The 15,913-nt window shown below is 59.7% G+C and carries 11 protein-coding genes; all 11 read right to left on the reverse strand.

The window, feature by feature from the left end:
• Window positions 1-11 precede the first annotated feature (11 nt).
• A complete protein-coding gene (locus AACY18_RS19790; protein WP_339465854.1) occupies window positions 12-1,187 on the reverse strand; it encodes an alginate O-acetyltransferase in 1,176 nt (391 codons plus the stop codon).
• Between the two features lie 10 nt (window positions 1,188-1,197).
• Window positions 1,198-2,763, reverse strand: coding sequence for an MBOAT family O-acyltransferase (locus AACY18_RS19795; protein ID WP_221729956.1), 1,566 nt, complete (start codon window positions 2,761-2,763; stop codon window positions 1,198-1,200).
• 132 nt (window positions 2,764-2,895) lie between these two features.
• Window positions 2,896-4,020: a mannuronate-specific alginate lyase gene (locus tag AACY18_RS19800; protein WP_339432065.1), complete on the reverse strand. Its 1,125-nt coding sequence runs from the start codon at window positions 4,018-4,020 to the stop codon at window positions 2,896-2,898.
• An 8-nt stretch (window positions 4,021-4,028) separates the two neighbouring features.
• Entirely contained in the window at window positions 4,029-5,489 is a 1,461-nt protein-coding gene (locus AACY18_RS19805) for an alginate O-acetyltransferase (RefSeq protein ID WP_339432066.1), read from the reverse strand.
• 10 nt (window positions 5,490-5,499) lie between these two features.
• Window positions 5,500-7,071, reverse strand: a complete 1,572-nt coding sequence (algG, locus tag AACY18_RS19810; protein WP_339465855.1) for a mannuronan 5-epimerase AlgG — start codon at window positions 7,069-7,071, stop codon at window positions 5,500-5,502.
• A gap of 26 nt (window positions 7,072-7,097) precedes the next feature.
• The gene (locus tag AACY18_RS19815) at window positions 7,098-8,585 is read right to left on the reverse strand and encodes an alginate export family protein (RefSeq protein WP_339465857.1); all 1,488 of its coding nucleotides are present in this window, start codon (window positions 8,583-8,585) and stop codon (window positions 7,098-7,100) included.
• On the reverse strand, window positions 8,582-10,087 hold the full coding sequence (algK, locus tag AACY18_RS19820) for an alginate biosynthesis TPR repeat lipoprotein AlgK (RefSeq protein WP_339432069.1): 1,506 nt from the start codon (window positions 10,085-10,087) through the stop codon (window positions 8,582-8,584). The genes AACY18_RS19815 and algK overlap by 4 nt, the downstream gene beginning before the upstream one ends.
• A gap of 15 nt (window positions 10,088-10,102) precedes the next feature.
• Complete coding sequence (locus AACY18_RS19825; protein ID WP_339432070.1) at window positions 10,103-11,272, reverse strand: alginate biosynthesis protein Alg44; 1,170 nt, start codon at window positions 11,270-11,272, stop codon at window positions 10,103-10,105.
• A gap of 35 nt (window positions 11,273-11,307) precedes the next feature.
• On the reverse strand, window positions 11,308-12,789 hold the full coding sequence (gene alg8 / locus AACY18_RS19830; RefSeq protein WP_339432071.1) for a mannuronan synthase: 1,482 nt from the start codon (window positions 12,787-12,789) through the stop codon (window positions 11,308-11,310).
• A gap of 85 nt (window positions 12,790-12,874) precedes the next feature.
• A complete protein-coding gene (locus tag AACY18_RS19835; RefSeq protein WP_339465858.1) occupies window positions 12,875-14,191 on the reverse strand; it encodes a nucleotide sugar dehydrogenase in 1,317 nt (438 codons plus the stop codon).
• A gap of 811 nt (window positions 14,192-15,002) precedes the next feature.
• Window positions 15,003-15,782: a peroxide stress protein YaaA gene (yaaA, locus tag AACY18_RS19840; RefSeq protein WP_339432073.1), complete on the reverse strand. Its 780-nt coding sequence runs from the start codon at window positions 15,780-15,782 to the stop codon at window positions 15,003-15,005.
• Between the last annotated feature and the right edge of the window lie 131 nt (window positions 15,783-15,913).

Genomic DNA, 15,913 nt, shown 5'->3' on the forward strand with positions numbered 1-15,913 from the left:
GTACCTCTCTTTCAGTTTTGCGCCCGGTCGGGCGTCTCGGATTGAGTGTTTACAGCGACGTTTTGTTGGCGGGCGCCGGCTTGTTTAAGCTCTGCGACCCACTGCGGGTCGGCGTCGCCGATTTCGTTGTTCACAGGCAGATAACGTTCAGGAAACTCCCAGATCAGCACCTGTGGCGAGCTGTTCTTGAAGTCATCGCTTTTGAGGTAGCTGAGCATCGGTCGAATCGGGCCGTGGCCGTCCTCGGCGTAGCTCACTACGTCGCTGTGCAGCGCTTGTTTGAGTGCGCCGACGAAGTTCCAGTTGGGGTTGGCGCTGTAGCTGGTACCGACCAGTGCCACCGGTACTTCGTTGTTGGCGAACAGGGCGTCGTCACCGGCCGGCTGATCACCCGCGGCCACGGTGTTGCGCTTTTGCAGTGGCTCTTGCGCCGGCATCAGGTTTTCGAACAGCGGGTCCAGCGGCAGGAACAGACGCAGGTCGCCCTTGTGCGTGACCTTCTCGGCCGGCGTGGTGACAAAGCGCTGCGGCTCGCCGCTGAGCGGGAACTTGTCAGTGATGGTTTTCGCCAGGGTGTTGGCCGCAACCTCGGCGCCCTCAGGCGTCCAGTGCGTGTCGGTGCGCAGGAACACTTGCTGACCGTTCTGCTTGGCCTGTTGCAATGGCTTGAGCAGGTCGGGGGCGAGGATCTTGTCCGCCGCCACGCGGGCGTGGAAATCCTGATAGAGGTTTTCGTGGATGCTCGCCGGTTTCACTTCACCCAGGTGCTCCGGGTACAGGCGAACCTTGGCCGGCACGATCGCCATCACCAGTTTCACGCCTTTGGCTTTCAAGGTCTGGCGCACGCCTTCGACCAGCGCGTAGTTGCCTTGCAGGTTCAACTCTTCGTTGACGATCGGGTTGAATTCCTCGTCGCTGTACAACCACTGATCGCGACCGAGCACCACGCCCGGACGACCTTCGTTGAACAGTTTGAAATCCAGCGCGGCCCAGAGATTGGTGCCCAGACGCTTGATCGGGAATTCATCGTCGTAATGGGTTTCCACAGCCTTGGTCCAGCGGCCGTTGAGCACTGTCGCGTCGGCGTTGGTGCTGAAACCGAAAAAGCTGCGCACTGACCACAGACCCAAGACCAGCAGAGTCACCAGGAACAGGGCGATGTAGAAAATGCGTAATGAGCGGGTCATGTCAGATCCCTCAGAACTGGAAGTAAAGGAACGGCGAGAAGCTTTGCGCCGAGAGTTTGAGAATCGAGGCGATGAACAGCAGCAGGATCAAGCCGCGCATCACGTAGCGTGACCAGTCCGCCGTCCAGTAGGCCGCTTGCACCTGGGCTTCAACGCCGACGGTGTAGCCAGGCTCGTGGATGCTCGCCGGGTTTTCGCCGGGGGCAGCCTTGATCATTCCTGGGGTCGCAGCGGCCGGGCCGTCGGTTTCGACGTTGACCGCTGGCTTGGTTTTGACCGGTGGCTGGTTGGTGTACAGATCACGCAGACCGAAGAACGCCAGCGTCACGTAAGCCACCACCAGCGTCGCCACTTGCAGGCCGGTGAGGCTGGCCTGATTGAGTTCCGACAGCGACCAGTCGCCGAAGCTGAACATCGCGCCGTACATGCGCCCGGCAACGTGCAGGTTCTCGGCACGGAAGATCACCCAGCCCATCACCACCAGCAGGAAGGTCAGCGCCCAGCGGATCGGGTTGAGGCTGCGCGGCGAGGTATTCAGGCCCAGCGCTTTTTCAATCGCCAGCCACATGCCGTGCCAGGCGCCCCAAACGATGTAAGTGATGTTCGCGCCGTGCCACAGACCGCCCAAAAGCATGGTCAGGAACAGGTTGCGATAGGTCATCAGCGTGCCTTTGCGGTTACCGCCGAGGGTGATGTAGAGGTAGTCACGCAACCAGGTCGACAGGCTGATGTGCCAGCGGCGCCAGAACTCGGTGATCGACTGGCTGATGTACGGCTGTTTGAAGTTTTCCATGAAGCGGAAACCCATCATCAAACCCAGGCCGATGGCCATGTCGCTGTAACCGGAGAAGTCGAAATACAGCTGCGCGGTGTAGGCCAGCGCGCCGAGCCAGGCATCGCCCGTGGTCGGGTTTTGCAGGGCGAAGCAATGGTCGGCCACCACCGCGAGGGTGTCGGCGATGAAGACCTTCTTGATGAAACCCTGCATGAACCGCGTGCAGCCTTCGGAGAATTTGTCGAGGGTGTGCGTGCGGTTGTTGAACTGGTCGGCCAGGTCACGAAAACGCAACACCGGGCCGGCAATCAGGTGCGGGAAGATCGCCACGAACGCGGCAAAGTCGATCAGGTTGCGCGTGGCCGGGGTGTCGCCGCGATACACGTCGATGATGTAGCTGATCGACTCGAAGATGTAGAACGAGATACCGATCGGCAGCAGTACATGGGTGAGGATGAACGGCTCAAGACCCACCGAGGTCATCATCGCGTTGATGCTGTCGACGCCGAAGTTGGCGTATTTGAAGTAGCCCAGGATGCACAGATCCACCGCGACGCCGGCCAGCAGCCAGCGCTGGGCCGGTTTGGTACGCACGCCGGCGGCACCGACTTTGAGGCCGATCCAGTAGTTCCACAGCGTCACCGCTGCAAACAGGGCGAGGAAGTCCACGCGCCACCAGGCATAGAACACGTAGCTGGCGATCAGCAGCAGCAGGTTGCGATAGCGTTGCCCGCTCAGGTAGTACAAGCCGAGAAAGATCGGCAAGAACAGAAACAGGAACACGTTGGATGAAAATACCATCCCGATCTCTCCATGTTTGAACCAACAGTCAAGGGCCAAAGCCCCCCCAAACCCCCCGTGAAAATTCAGGGGGCGACATCACTTCACTGTGAGAGCGAGCAAGCCCGCTCCCACAGGGGATTGCATTCCTTCTTACGAACCCTTGTTGCCCTTCTCATGCGCCGGGTCGTAGACCTTGGTCAGGTCGCCACCCAGGCGGAAGGTCTTGAACGGTTGCATCCCGTGCTTCTTCTCCAGCACATCCGCCGAGCAGGTGTAGAGGGTGCAGAACGGTTCGAGCCAGGCGAATTTCATGTCCTCTTTCAGGTCGGTCATGTCCTGTTTTTTGCCGTTCTTCTTCTCGAATTCATCCGGGTTTTTCACCCCGGACAGCACGCGATCAGCCAAGCGTTTCAGTGCGCCATTGTTTTCCTGGCGCAGATCGACACCGTTGACCTGGGCGAAACTGGCGATCATCGCCAGCGGCGGCAGGGCGTAGTTGTGATAGGCGAGGGCGCGTTGCTGGCGCTTGAGTTCGTTCGGCAGGTAGCCGTCGGCGTCGATCTGATTGGCGCCGACCTTGTATTCCTTCACTGCCCAATCGAACAGGTCGCGGCGGTTGGTCGCGACCGACGTCGCCATCACCGACCACGCCGCCCAGTACGAATGGTTGTTGGTTTTTTCCAGCGGCAGATTGTCCCAGTCGCTGATCACCTGATCGGCCATTTTGCTGAACCAGGCTTCGATCACCTGCGCTTGCTGCTGATGCTCCGCCAGTGGATGCGAGTCGGAGAATTTCAGGCGAATGTACGAAGAGGCCATGCTGCCCAGCGCCCATTTGCGCATCGATTTGCCGGTGTGGTTGAAGTCTTTCGACATCAAGGCGTCGGACTTGGCCCACGCGGCCAGCCAGTCCAGCGTGCAATCGAGCTGCTCCGGGCGACCATCACGCATGAACTGCATGACGCGTTTGGCGGTGCCGCGTTCCAGCGTGGTGATGTCTTTGGTGGTGTCGCGGAAGGCTTTTTCCGATTGCACATTGAGCGTCGCGCGGGCCTTGTCCGAGCCTTCGTATTTGCTGCGAAATTGCAGCGGGCCGGTGTACGGCGTCGGCATTGCGTCGCAGCCTTCGCTTTTGTCGCTGGTCTTGAATTTATCCACAGGGGCGAAGTAGCCCTGAGGTGGACGCAGTGGCGCCGCGGCCTGAGTCGCCCCGGCGAACATCGCCAGGGTGAGCAGGGATGGCGCAAGCAGGTGTTTGATCGTTCGATTTCGCATAGCAGACCTCATTGCCCGACCTGAGCGGTGTGTTGCCCAGCGCCCGGGAATACGTTGCGTTTGCAGATTTTCGCTTCGACTTTCTGTGGCGCGGTGCCCGCTTCGGGGCCCTGAACTTCGACTGCCAGCAGGTTTTGCGAGCCCCAGTCTTCGTCGGTGCGCAACTCAAAGGCGAAACGACCGTCGGTGTCGGAGGTTTCCGGTTTCTCGATCTTGATGTCCTCGTGGCGACCGTTCATGTACCAGAGGGTGGCTTGCAGGGTTTTCACCGAGGTGTCGGCGAAACGGATGTCGACCTGATGACTGCTGTTTTGCAGGTTCATGTTTTTGCTGTTGACCAGCAGTTCCTGTTTGCTGCCCGGTTTCAGCGTGGTGCTGGCGCTCATCTGAGCGTCTTTGCCTTCGCAGCCGTTATCGAGCAGCGCCATCATCTGGCGGTAGATGGTTTCCTGATCGAGGCGATACAGCGGCGAGAACTCCCAGATGAGAATTTTCGGCGGGCTCTTCTGGAATTCGTCGCTGCCCAGGTACTGCAACATCGAACCTTCCAGACCGCCGCCGGGGAAGGCAACGTTGAGAATGTCGGCACCGATGTCTTCTTGCAGGAAACCGGCGAAGTTGTAGTTCTTGCCGCTGTGAGACGTACCGACCAAGGTGATTTGCGGGTTGCCGGAATCGCCGAACAGATCGCCGTCAGCGGCCTCGCCTTTCGGCTCGGTGGTGAACTGATCCATGTACTGGATCGCGTAACTGGTGCCGCACAGTTGCCCGGCCATGTTATGCAAAGTGCCGGTTTTGCCCATGCGGCCGGACCGCTTGGTCTCGAACTCACGCTTGGGAATGTCGGCGAAGGCCGGGATCTGCTTGACCTTCTCGGCGACGATTTTTGCCGTGCGCTGCGCGCCGTATGGCGTCCAGTGCTGGTCGCCACGGAAATAGAAATCGTGGGCGGGCAGGGTGTCCGGCAGCGATTCGTTGGTCAGCGGCGACAGGTCCGGCACCACGTAGCCCATCTGCGCAAAACGGCCGAGCATGGTCTTGTAGTTGCCCAAAGCCTTCTCGTAATCGAACGCGGCTTTTTCCTGCGGGTTGAGTTTGTTGCGGTTCACCAGGCCCCGGGTCGGTTGATAAACGATCACCAGTTCCACGCCTTTGCTCTTGAACGCATCGTGCAACTGTTGCAGGCGCTTGTAGCCGGCCGGGGTGGTGTTGAATTCGGTGCGCAGGTCTTCCTGAGTCCGGAACAGCCAGTCGCCTTGCGCCTGCACCAGGGTGGTGAAGTTCTGCTGATAACGCGTGGTGTAGTTCTTCGCGTCATGGGCGGCCGGGCACAGGTTGCAGCACGGCTCGGCGGTGAACCTGGGCGGGGTGACACCGGCAGCCTCGTCGGCGCGAGCGCCATTGCTGGCGGCCAGAATGCCCACGGTCAGGGCCGACAGGCTGAGTAATCTAATCAAGTGTGGGTGCATAAAATTATCCTCAGTCCTGCAGTTCGGTCTGGCGTTCGACAGGGTCGATCAGCACGGCTTTCTGCTGGCGCACCAGCAGGTCGAGAATTTCATCCTGGCGCTCGCCGAGGATGCCGTTGAAGCTGATGCCGCTGGATTTGGTCGGCGCCAGCATCGACACGCGATACAGCTCGACACTCAAGGGCGAATCGATCGACAGCGGGCCGCTGCCGTTGGCCGCGAGTTCACCGCCCACCACGATCAGCGAGACCTGGGCGTCGAACGGGTCGAGCTTGATGTCACGGTCGGTGTCGGTCAGGTCTTTGATGTGGCCGTAGACGCCGGTCAGGCCGTTGGCCATGGCGATGTTCTCGTAGAGGCGGATGTTCACGCTGTTACGAATGCGGATGCCGTGGCGCTTGTTGCTGATGACCTTGTTGCCCCACAGCAGGTTGTCGGCGGACTCGTAGAGGGTGATGCCGTCGGTGTGGTTCTTGTAGATCTCGTTGTAGGCCACGATGTTGTTGACGCTGTTACGGTCGATCACCAGGCCCGAGAGGTGGTTGTCGTAGCTTTTGTTGTTGAAGATGAAGCTGTCGTTGACCTCACGGGAAATGATGATCCCGTGCTTCTTCTTCGTGCCGTGAACGGTGTTCTGGGCAATGATCAGGCCGTGCGAGCGGTCATGCGGGTCGATGCCGTAGACGATGTTGTCTTTGTAGGTGTTGCCCTTGACCACGAAGTCGCGGGTCTCGTAGCAGTAGAAGCCGTACCACATGTCCGAGAACTCGGAACCGACGATCCAGCCGGTGGGCTCGGGACGCTTGAGTACCTTGGCCATGTTCGGCGTGTACTGGGAAATGCTCACCCCGTACGACTTACTGTTGGCGTAGCCGAAACTGGCCATTTTGCTGTTGACGATGTAGGTCTCGGTGCCACCCCAGGCGAGCAGGAACGGCCGGAATTCCTTCGGCGAACGGAAGGTCGCCGGGCCGTTGTCCTTCTCGCGCCAGCCCGTGACTTTGGTGTCACGCACAAACAACTGGCCGTCGTTGACCAGGAACGAACCGGCCTCTTGTGACAGGCGCAGCTCCTGGGTCTGGCCGTCGATTTCGAGGATGCCTTTACGGCCAACCACGATCGGCAATTTGGCCAGGTACACGCCCGGTGAGGTTTCGCTGAAGTACTGCTTGGGCAGCTTCTGCGCCAACTCTTTGAGGTTCATGTAGCCGTCGTCGACGAAGATCGCCTGCGGGATGCCGTGCTGACGCACCACCCATTCAGCCATTTTGTTGTCGCCGCCGATGAAGTCCTTCAGGGCGTCTTCCTGCATCATCCGGCGCACGCTGATCTTGCCCGGTTGGCTACGGACGATTTTCGCGGCGGCGGCTTCGGCGGTGTAGCCGGAGAGGTCGGGCAGTGTCGGCCTGGCCAGTTCCAGTTCCTCGGTCGGCGCGCTGCTGACGGTATAGGTCTTGGCTTGCTGCAACTCTTTGGCAACGGTGACAGGCTTTGCCGGCGCACCGGTGGCGAAGGCGCCAGCGGAGGACAGCAGCAGGGCGCCGGCCAACAGGCTGAGCGAGCCTTTCCTTGCGTTATTCATGTCGGGCACTCCCTTCGCGGTTTGCATCAGAAGCGCCAGATCACGTCGATGAACGCGCGGTGCATGTACGAATCAACCTGCTTGCCGTAGGCGTCGCCCGGCTTGAACACGCCACCACGCAAACGCACCAGCGCCGAAGGTTCGTCGATCGACTGGCTCAACGCCGCCGGCAACAGGCCTTGTTTGAAGTACTTGGTGACCACCAGATCCATCTCCTGACCCAGATCCTTGTTGCCGTCTTCAAGCGGCAAAGAGGTGCTGGAAAGGATCGCGCCAGTGACGTCGTCGGTGTTGTTTTGCACGGCGTTGATGCCGTTGCTGCCGACCGGTTTGCTACCGTCGACACGCCAGAACTTGTGGTAGATCAGGCTGGCGTCGTACTCGTCGTTGAGCATCCACGAACCGAACAGGGTGGCGGTCTGCATGTTGTTTATTTCGCCACGGAAGGCTTCGCCGAAACGGTGAACGCGCGAACGCGTACCGGTGTAGTTCGAGCGGTTGCTTTCCAGGCCGTTCTGTTCGTAATCGGCGCTGGCGCGGGCATACGCGGCACCGACCTGCCATTGCGGATCGAGGCGCAGACGCACACCAATGTCTGTGGCCCAGCCATTGACGTCATCGCTGCGTTTGGCTTGCGCCGGGCGTGAGCCATCGGCGTTGAGGGCGTTGATCGTGTCGCGCTCGCCGCTCATGCCGGTGATGCTGCCCCAATAGTTGACGGTGTTGGTGTTGCGCCAGTTGTAGGCGTCGCTGTCGGCGGTCAGGCCGAGCCAACTGATGTCGCCGTTCTCGGTCTTGTCCAGCGAGTCGCGGGGCACGCCCGGTTCGGCGTAATCGAGCTTGCCGTCGTCGTGGGTGTGGTGACCGCGAATGCCGACCCATTGCCCCGGTGTCCACTGGTAAGCGGCATCGGCGTAGGCGTGCAGGCGATCCTTGTCTTTGGGCGCCAGCTCTTTGAGGTCGGTGCGGTATTCGCTGAAGCGTTCGGCAACACCGGCGTTGGCGCGCAACAGGGTGGTGTCGAAGGTCCAGTTCAGCGCTTCGATGTTGGTGTCGCGCCATTGGCCGTCGTCATTGCGCAGGCGCTGGCGACCGAACTTGAGCATCTCGCCCGGGTAAGGGGTGAGGCCGCTGTAGCCGACCCAGAACTCGCGCATTGCCAAGTAGTTTTTCTTGGTCTTGCGGTCACCGTTGTCGGTGGTCTGCGTACCTTCGCTGTCGGACTGCTGCAGGGTGTCGGTCTCGATGATGTCGGTCGAGGTCACGGCCTGACCCATGGCGTAGGCGCTCCACGCGCCGCTTTCGCCGTAGACCCACGGACGCAGGTCGAGCCCGAGGCCGTTGACGTCGCCGCCACCGGCGGTGCCGAGGTCGCGGTCGTCTTCGGACTGGCCGGTGATTTTCACTTCCAGGCCGAAGTTTTTGCTTTCAGTCATCGCAGCCAGTGTCGGGCAAGACCAGATCAGCGCGAAAGTGAGGCCAATGCCGGCCTTCACGAATGGATTGAGCTTCATAGTTTTTCCTCGCCGTCTTCTTCTTGCAGGGCGTGCAGTTGCAGCGTGTTCGGGTTCAGGGCACCACGACTGGCCTGCTCTTGCTGCAGCAGGCGCTGGGCTTGGGCCAGACGCTCGGGCGGCAATTGCGCCTCGAGGGTGGCGGCCAGTTCATTGGCTTGCGGGGTGTTTTGCGCCTTGGCCAATTGGCTGAACACATAGGCGTTGACCGGGTCGGGCTGGGTGCCTTTGCCTTGGGAGAACAGTTGGGCGATGGCGAAGTCGGCGCTGTTCTGGCCGTTGCGCGCAGCGGTCAGCAAGTGGTCGAGAGCCTTCTGCGGATAGACCTTGCCCAGGTAACCACGGCGATAGATCTGGCCGAGGTAGTAATCGGCGGCGACTTCGCGGCCGACGGCTTTCTGGAAATGTTCCTCGGCGACTTTCGCATCGGGCGGGACCATTTTGCCTTCGTAGTAGAGCTTGCCCAGCAACAGTTCGGCACGCGGCTGGTCGGCGGCGCGGCCGTTATCCAGGTACTGCATCATCTGATCGATGTCGCCCAGTTCCGGGAAGTCGTAGAGCAATTGCGCAAGCGTCACCCACGATGCCGGGTAGCCCGGAGCAATCGGTTCGAGCAACGACTGCGCGGTTTTTTCGTCGGTCGTGCCCAGGGTCGGATCGGCCAGCACACGGGCGACCGAATCGACGCGTTGAGCGGTGACGGTGCCACGGCTGTAACCGGCCTGCATCTGCTTGATCAGCTCGGCCTGTTGTTCAGGCTGGGCACGTTTCTGATAGACCGTGGCCAGTTCGACGTAGCAGATGTCGGTGGTGTTGAGCGCGGCTTTGCATATTCTTTCCACGTCATCCAGATGCTGGTCGTAAGTGCCTTGGGTGCGATAGAGCAGCACTTGGGCCAGACCCGCCTCGGGGTAACCGGATTGGCGCCACTGATCGATCTGTTGCTGAGCGTTGATGTTCGGAAAACTGTGCGGGTATTGCAGGTACAGCATCGCCAGCGGGATCAACGTGTTGCCTTCGCCTTGGGCGGCCGCCTTTTTCAGCAGGCTTTCGGCCTCCTGACGCTCGGCTTCGGTGGAACCGGGTTTGGCTACCAGCAAGCGGCCGAGTCGCGCCTGGGCTCGCGATGAAACACTGGCCGCTGCGCGGTAAGTCGCTTCGGCCTGTTTCATTTGCTCGGGGTCGTGGCTGTCGACCTGAATATCTGCCAGGCCCACTTGCGCTTCGCTGTAACCCAGATCGGCCAGTTGCTGATAGTTCTGCGCAGCGGTGGCGGTGTCGCCACGCTTGAGTGCTTCGTTGGCCAGGCGCTGGTCGGGCAGGCCGGCGCAACCGGCCAGACTGACCGCCAATGCCACTGCACACAGCGGCCCCATGTGGGAGCGGGCTTGCTCGCGAAAGCGGTGTGCCAGCCCACATTGATTTTGAATGTTCAACCGCATTCGCGAGCAAGCCCGCTCCCACAAGGGCTGCGGCGTGTTCAACAAAACAGGAATCGTCACAGGCATGTCCTCGACTTAAAGACCGGCAGCCATGGCTTTGTCGATCAGCCAGTTCAGGTTCGGGCCCCGGTCGCTGTTCACTTCCACCGGGCGGCCGGCGAAGCGGCTGTCGAGCGGCTCGTCAGGCTGGATCTGCACGCGGATGTCGGAGGACAGGTCTGCGCTTTTCAGGCTGGTGCTGCTGACAATCTTGCCGGTGCGGGTCTGGTCTTCGCCGGCGATCTGGAAGCTCACAGGCGTACCCGGACGCACGTCGCCGAACTGGCGATAGGAGAACCGCGCATCAACGGTGGCCTGGGTGTTGCGCGGCACCAGTTGGAAGATCACGTCGCCCTTGCTCGCGTATTGACCGTCGGCCACCAGTTGCTGAGCCACGGTGCAGTCGCACGGCGAAGTCAGGGTGCCGGTCATTTGCTTGCCGAACAGTTCCTCGACCTTGGCCGGGGTCAACTGGTCTTCTTCCAGGTGGCCCTTGAGCACGTCAAGCATGCTGGTGCTGAACGTCGCCAGTGGTGCACCTTTGGCGGCGACGCCGTCGGACTTGACCAGGCTCTGCACGGTGCCGTCACGCGGCATGGTGATGTTCATCCCCGGCACGCTGACCAGGCCAGCCTGCGCGTGGCTGACGAAGTACATGCCGTACACCGATTTGAAAATGAAACCGGCGGCGACCAGGCCGACGACAAAAACACCGGCGCTGAACGTCACGGCCTTCAAACGGCCGAACGGCGTCATGCCGGAGCCGCTGTCCTTGACCTTGCGGGCCTTGGTGAAGTTGTCGCGCTGCAGGGTCGCCAGCACTTCACCCATGCTGACGATGTCGCCAGCCAGGTGCGAGGTGATCAAGTGGCGCAGGGTGGAGATATCCTGCGGCTCAAGGTTCTGAAACTGGCAGCCAACGCGACCGCTCGGGCGGTCGTAAGAGCGAACCTGCAGTTCAACGTCCATGGCCAGGCCGAGGTTGTCGATGACAAATTGCAGGCGGGCCTTGTACACCTCGCCAATAGTCAGCGGCAGTTGCCCGGCGTTGAACGCCAGGCCGCCGGCCGAGAGGTCCAGGACCCGCGTTTCAACGGGCGCCCGGTCAGGGCCGAAGAAACGCAGTTTGGCCGGGATTTTCACGCGGGCGTGCTGACGCTGGGCTTCGGATTCATGCACTACATTGGCGTTGACGGCGGTATTCATAGGGGCGATTTCCTTGTTAATTCAAGAGGGGCGGGTCAGACCATCATCAGCAGCACGGCGACGAAAATGCTGCCGGCGGAGAAGGTCATGGTCCGAGACGACCAGGTGTTGAACCAACGTTGAAAGCTGGCGAGATCACGGGTCAGGGACGTGGGCTGGCGAGTCCAGGACTGTTGGTCGAGGCGGAAGAACACGTAGATCTTCACCAGCGCACCGACGATCTGGTTGTAATAGAGAATCGCCGGATAAGCCGGGCCGATCCGGTGACCGGAGCAGGACAACAGCAAGGTCAGAATCAGGCGGGTGATGCCGATCCACAGCAGGTAAACCAGAATGAATGCAGTGCCGTACTTGAAGCTGGCGATGATCGCCACGGTCAGGCCGAGCAAGGACGTCCACATCGATACGCGCTGATCAAACAGCACCACCGAGGTGAAGGCGCCGAGGCGTTTCACACCCAGACCCAACGCGCGGGAGTTCTGCCGCAGGTTGTTGCCGTACCAGCGGAACATGAGTTTGCGGCTGGCCTTGATGAAGCTCTTTTCCGGCGGATGTTCAACGGTGTTGATCGCCGCGTCAGGCACGTAAAAGGTGTCGTAACCCAGACGCATCAGGCTGAACCAGCTCGACTTGTCGTCGCCGGTCAAAAACTTGAAACGACCCAGGCGCCAGTGCTGCAGCGAGTCGCTCTCCACGTCGGCGATGAATTCCGGGTTGGTCACCACGGTGGCGCGGAACACCGACATGCGCCCGGTCATGGTCAGTACGCGCTTGGACAGGGCCATCGAACACATGTTGATGTGACGCTGGGCGAAGCGCAGCTTGTGCCATTCGCTCATGATGTAGCCGCCGCGCACTTCGCAGAACTCGTTGGTGGTCAGGCCGCCGACGTTGCCGAACAACTGAAACCACGGCACGGTCTTGCGCACGGTGCCTTCGCCGAGCACGGTGTCGCCATCGATCACGGCGACCACGGCGCGGTCGTCCGGCAGGTGACGGGAGATCGCGCGGAAACCGTAGGCCAGGCCATCACGTTTGCCGGTGCCGGGAATGCGCACGAAGTCGAGCTTGACGCGTTCGGGCGGATTCATCCGCGCCCACAACGCTTTCACCAACAGCTCATCGGACATTTCGACGATCGAGCAGACCACAGTGGTCGGCAGTTCGCAGTCGATGGCTTCGCGGATCACCGAGCTGTAGACCTGCGCGGTGGTGAGCGCGTCGATACGGAAACTGGTGACCATCAGAAACACATGCGAGGGGTCCGCTGCTTTACCCAGCTTGCGCACTTTACGGCGCAGGTGCGGATAAACGATGTAGAGAAAAATCATGCCGCGCACAAAGTGCGTTGCACCCATCGAGTAGCGCCAGATACCCACGGCGCCAATCAGGAAAATGAAGTCCTTCGACTCGGAGTCGAATGTGGACGCGGGCAGCATCAAGGCCAGGCCCATCAGCAGACTCAAATAGAAAAGCCAGCCGGCGGATTGCAGAAAAAAATGTTTGAGCTTGGTCATCAACGTCATCCGAAGGTATTGGAGGCTTCGAGCTGCAAGCCTCGAGCTGTAAGCCGCAGCTCGAGGCTTTTCGCTTAGGGCTGCGTTACCAGCAAATGCCTTCGGTGCGCGTGCCGGCGTCGGTGGCTTTGGCCATGAAACCGACCAGATCGATGACCTGTTTGCCGTGCGGTGCTTGCTGGGCCAGCGAACGGAATTTCTCGTCGCGGTTGCCGAGGATGATCACGTCGGAGTTATCGATGACCGAGTCGAAGTCCGCGTTGAGCAGGGACGACACATGCGGAATCTTCGATTCGATGTAGTCCTTGTTCGCGCCGTGAACACGGGCGTACTCGACGTTGCTGTCGTAGATGCTCAGGTCGTAACCCTTGCCGATCAGCATTTCAGCCAGCTCAACCAGCGGGCTTTCGCGCAGGTCATCGGTGCCGGCCTTGAAGCTCAAACCGAGCAGGGCGACTTTGCGTTTGTCATGGCTTTCAACGATGTCGAAGGCGTTCTGCACTTGCGATTCGTTGCTGCGCATCAGCGAGTTGAGCAGCGGCGCTTCGACGTCCAGGGAGCCGGCGCGGTAGGTCAGGGCACGCACGTCTTTGGGCAGGCACGAGCCGCCGAACGCGAAGCCCGGACGCATGTAGTACTGGGACAGGTTGAGGGTCTTGTCCTGGCAGACCACGTCCATCACTTCACGGCCATCGACGCCGACGGCTTTGGCGATGTTGCCGATCTCGTTGGCGAAGGTCACTTTGGTCGCGTGCCAGACGTTGCAGGTGTACTTGATCATCTCGGCGACGGCGATGTCCTTGCGGATGATTGGCGCGTCGAGTTCTTCATACAGCGCTTGCAGAACGTCGCCCGAAGCCTTGTCGAACTCGCCGATGACGGTCATCGGTGGCAGGTCGTAGTCGGCGATGGCGGTGGATTCACGCAGGAATTCCGGGTTGACCGCGACGCCGAAATCAACGCCGGCCTTCTTGCCGGAGCAGTCTTCCAGGATCGGGATCACCACGTTGGCAACGGTGCCCGGCAGTACGGTGCTGCGAACGACGATGGTGTGGCGGGTGGTTTTTTCTCGCAGGACAAAACCGATCTCGCGGCACACCGCTTCGATGTAGTTCAGTTCCAGATCGCCGTTCTTCTTGCTCGGCGTGCCGACGCAAATCATCGACAGATCGGTGTCACGAATCGCCTCGGCGAAGTTGGTCGTGCCACGCAGACGACCGGTCTGGACACCCTGTGCCAGAAGTTCGCCCAGGCCCGGTTCAACAATCGGCGATTTGCCGGCGTTGATCATGTCGATCTTGTCTTTGGCAACATCGACGCCAACCACGTCATGGCCCCGTGCAGACAGGCAACCGGCACACACTGCGCCAACGTAACCCAAACCAAATATGCTGATGCGCATCGCAATTACCTCTGTATATATCAGGCCGTTAGAGGGCCGGAGTTAATGGTGTTCAGCGTTCATTAGTGCACTCGAAAGTGCGGCATACAGGCGCCACAATGCCGTGTGCAGGCATACTAAGTTTCGAGTGTCTAAATAAGTGCACTCAAGATGTGCGCAACCAGGCCTTGTTGTTATGACGTGCCCTGTTTTGCAGCCAATCTTCATGTTTGAAGATCTTGGTACAGTCGTTTTTACGCGCTTGATCTCAGGTTTAAGCCTTGTGTATCAAGCGGTTGGGTGCTCAGACGAGCACGTTTACAGGGGCGCGGCCATGGCCTTGCAGGGGATGTTAATGGTGCTTATCTCCTGTCCATCAAGTTGCTTTCAGACTAGTTAGTCATCTAGGCAAGTTGCTGTGACAACTTGGTTACATGGCTATCTGCCTAGCGTAAGTTATCTCGTACAAACTCGGCGAGAATCGTTACCGGTGGTATGAGCTATGCATTTGGACATAGTTCCAGCCCGCTCATCGCGAAATCTGAAATTTCTTGAAATATTGTCAAAGATGGCACTAATCTCAATTTGATAGCACTTTCGTTTTCGACCTTTATTAACAGGCGAATAATCACGTTAGATAGTTTTGTGCCACTACCGTGAAAAAATTCAGGTGCCACTACTGAAAAAAATGAAGAGTGTCGAGTGAAACTAATATTAGAAAAGAGGGTGTTGATTTTATGGCGCCATTAAAATGGCGATATCGAGGGAGGGATTTTTGACATCGTGCTCAATGCACGACTCTTTATAGAAAGCGTCGTGCATTGAGCATGCTTTATTCGGGGGCGTGGTCGCGCAAGAACACCAGCGTGTCCGGTTTCGATTGCTCGGTACTGTAGCGATAACCCTGCACATCGAATTGCTTGAGCAGGGCTGGGTCGTTGATTTTTTCCTGGATCACGAAACGGCTCATCAGGCCTCGGGCCTTTTTCGCGTAGAAACTGATGATCTTGTACTGGCCGTTCTTCTGGTCCTTGAACTCGGTGTTGATGATCCGCGCGTTCAGGGCGCTGCGTTTGACCGCCGAGAAGTACTCGTTGGAGGCCAGGTTGAGCAGCACGTCGTCGCCCTGATCTGCGAGCGCCTGGTTCAGCCATTCGCTGATGCGCGTGCCCCAAAAGGCGTACAGATCCTTGCCACGGGCGTTGGCCAGTTTGGTGCCCATTTCCAGGCGATACGGTTGCATCAGGTCCAGTGGACGCAGCAGGCCATAAAGGCCGGAGAGCATGCGCAGGTGCTTTTGCGCGTAGTCGAACTGGGCTTCGCTGAAGGACTGCGCGTCGAGACCGGTGTACACGTCACCCTTGAACGCGAGCAGGGCTTGCTTGGCGTTTTCCGCGGTGAAGGCGGGCGTCCAGCTGCCGAAACGCGCGGCGTTGAGGCCGCCGATCTTGTCGGAAACGTGCATCAGTTCGCTGATCTGCGCCGGGCTCAGTTCGCGCAACTGCTGGATCAGCTCCTGGGAGTGGTCGAGGTATTGCGGCTGGGTAAAGCGCTGGGTCGCCGGCGGTGTTTCGTAGTCGAGGGTCTTGGCGGGGGAAATCACCATCAGCATGAAGTCGTCTCCTTTAATCGTGGGGGCGATTCTAGGGGGTTGGAGCGGATGACTCCAGCTATCAAGTCCATAGGTGATCGACGGCCTGCAGCGTAACCCCGGTGGGAGCGGGCTTGCTTGCGAAGGGGATG

It is taken from the genome of Pseudomonas sp. EA_65y_Pfl2_P74 (genome assembly GCF_963970575.1).
GTDB classification, from domain to species: Bacteria; Pseudomonadota; Gammaproteobacteria; order Pseudomonadales; family Pseudomonadaceae; genus Aquipseudomonas; species Aquipseudomonas baetica_A.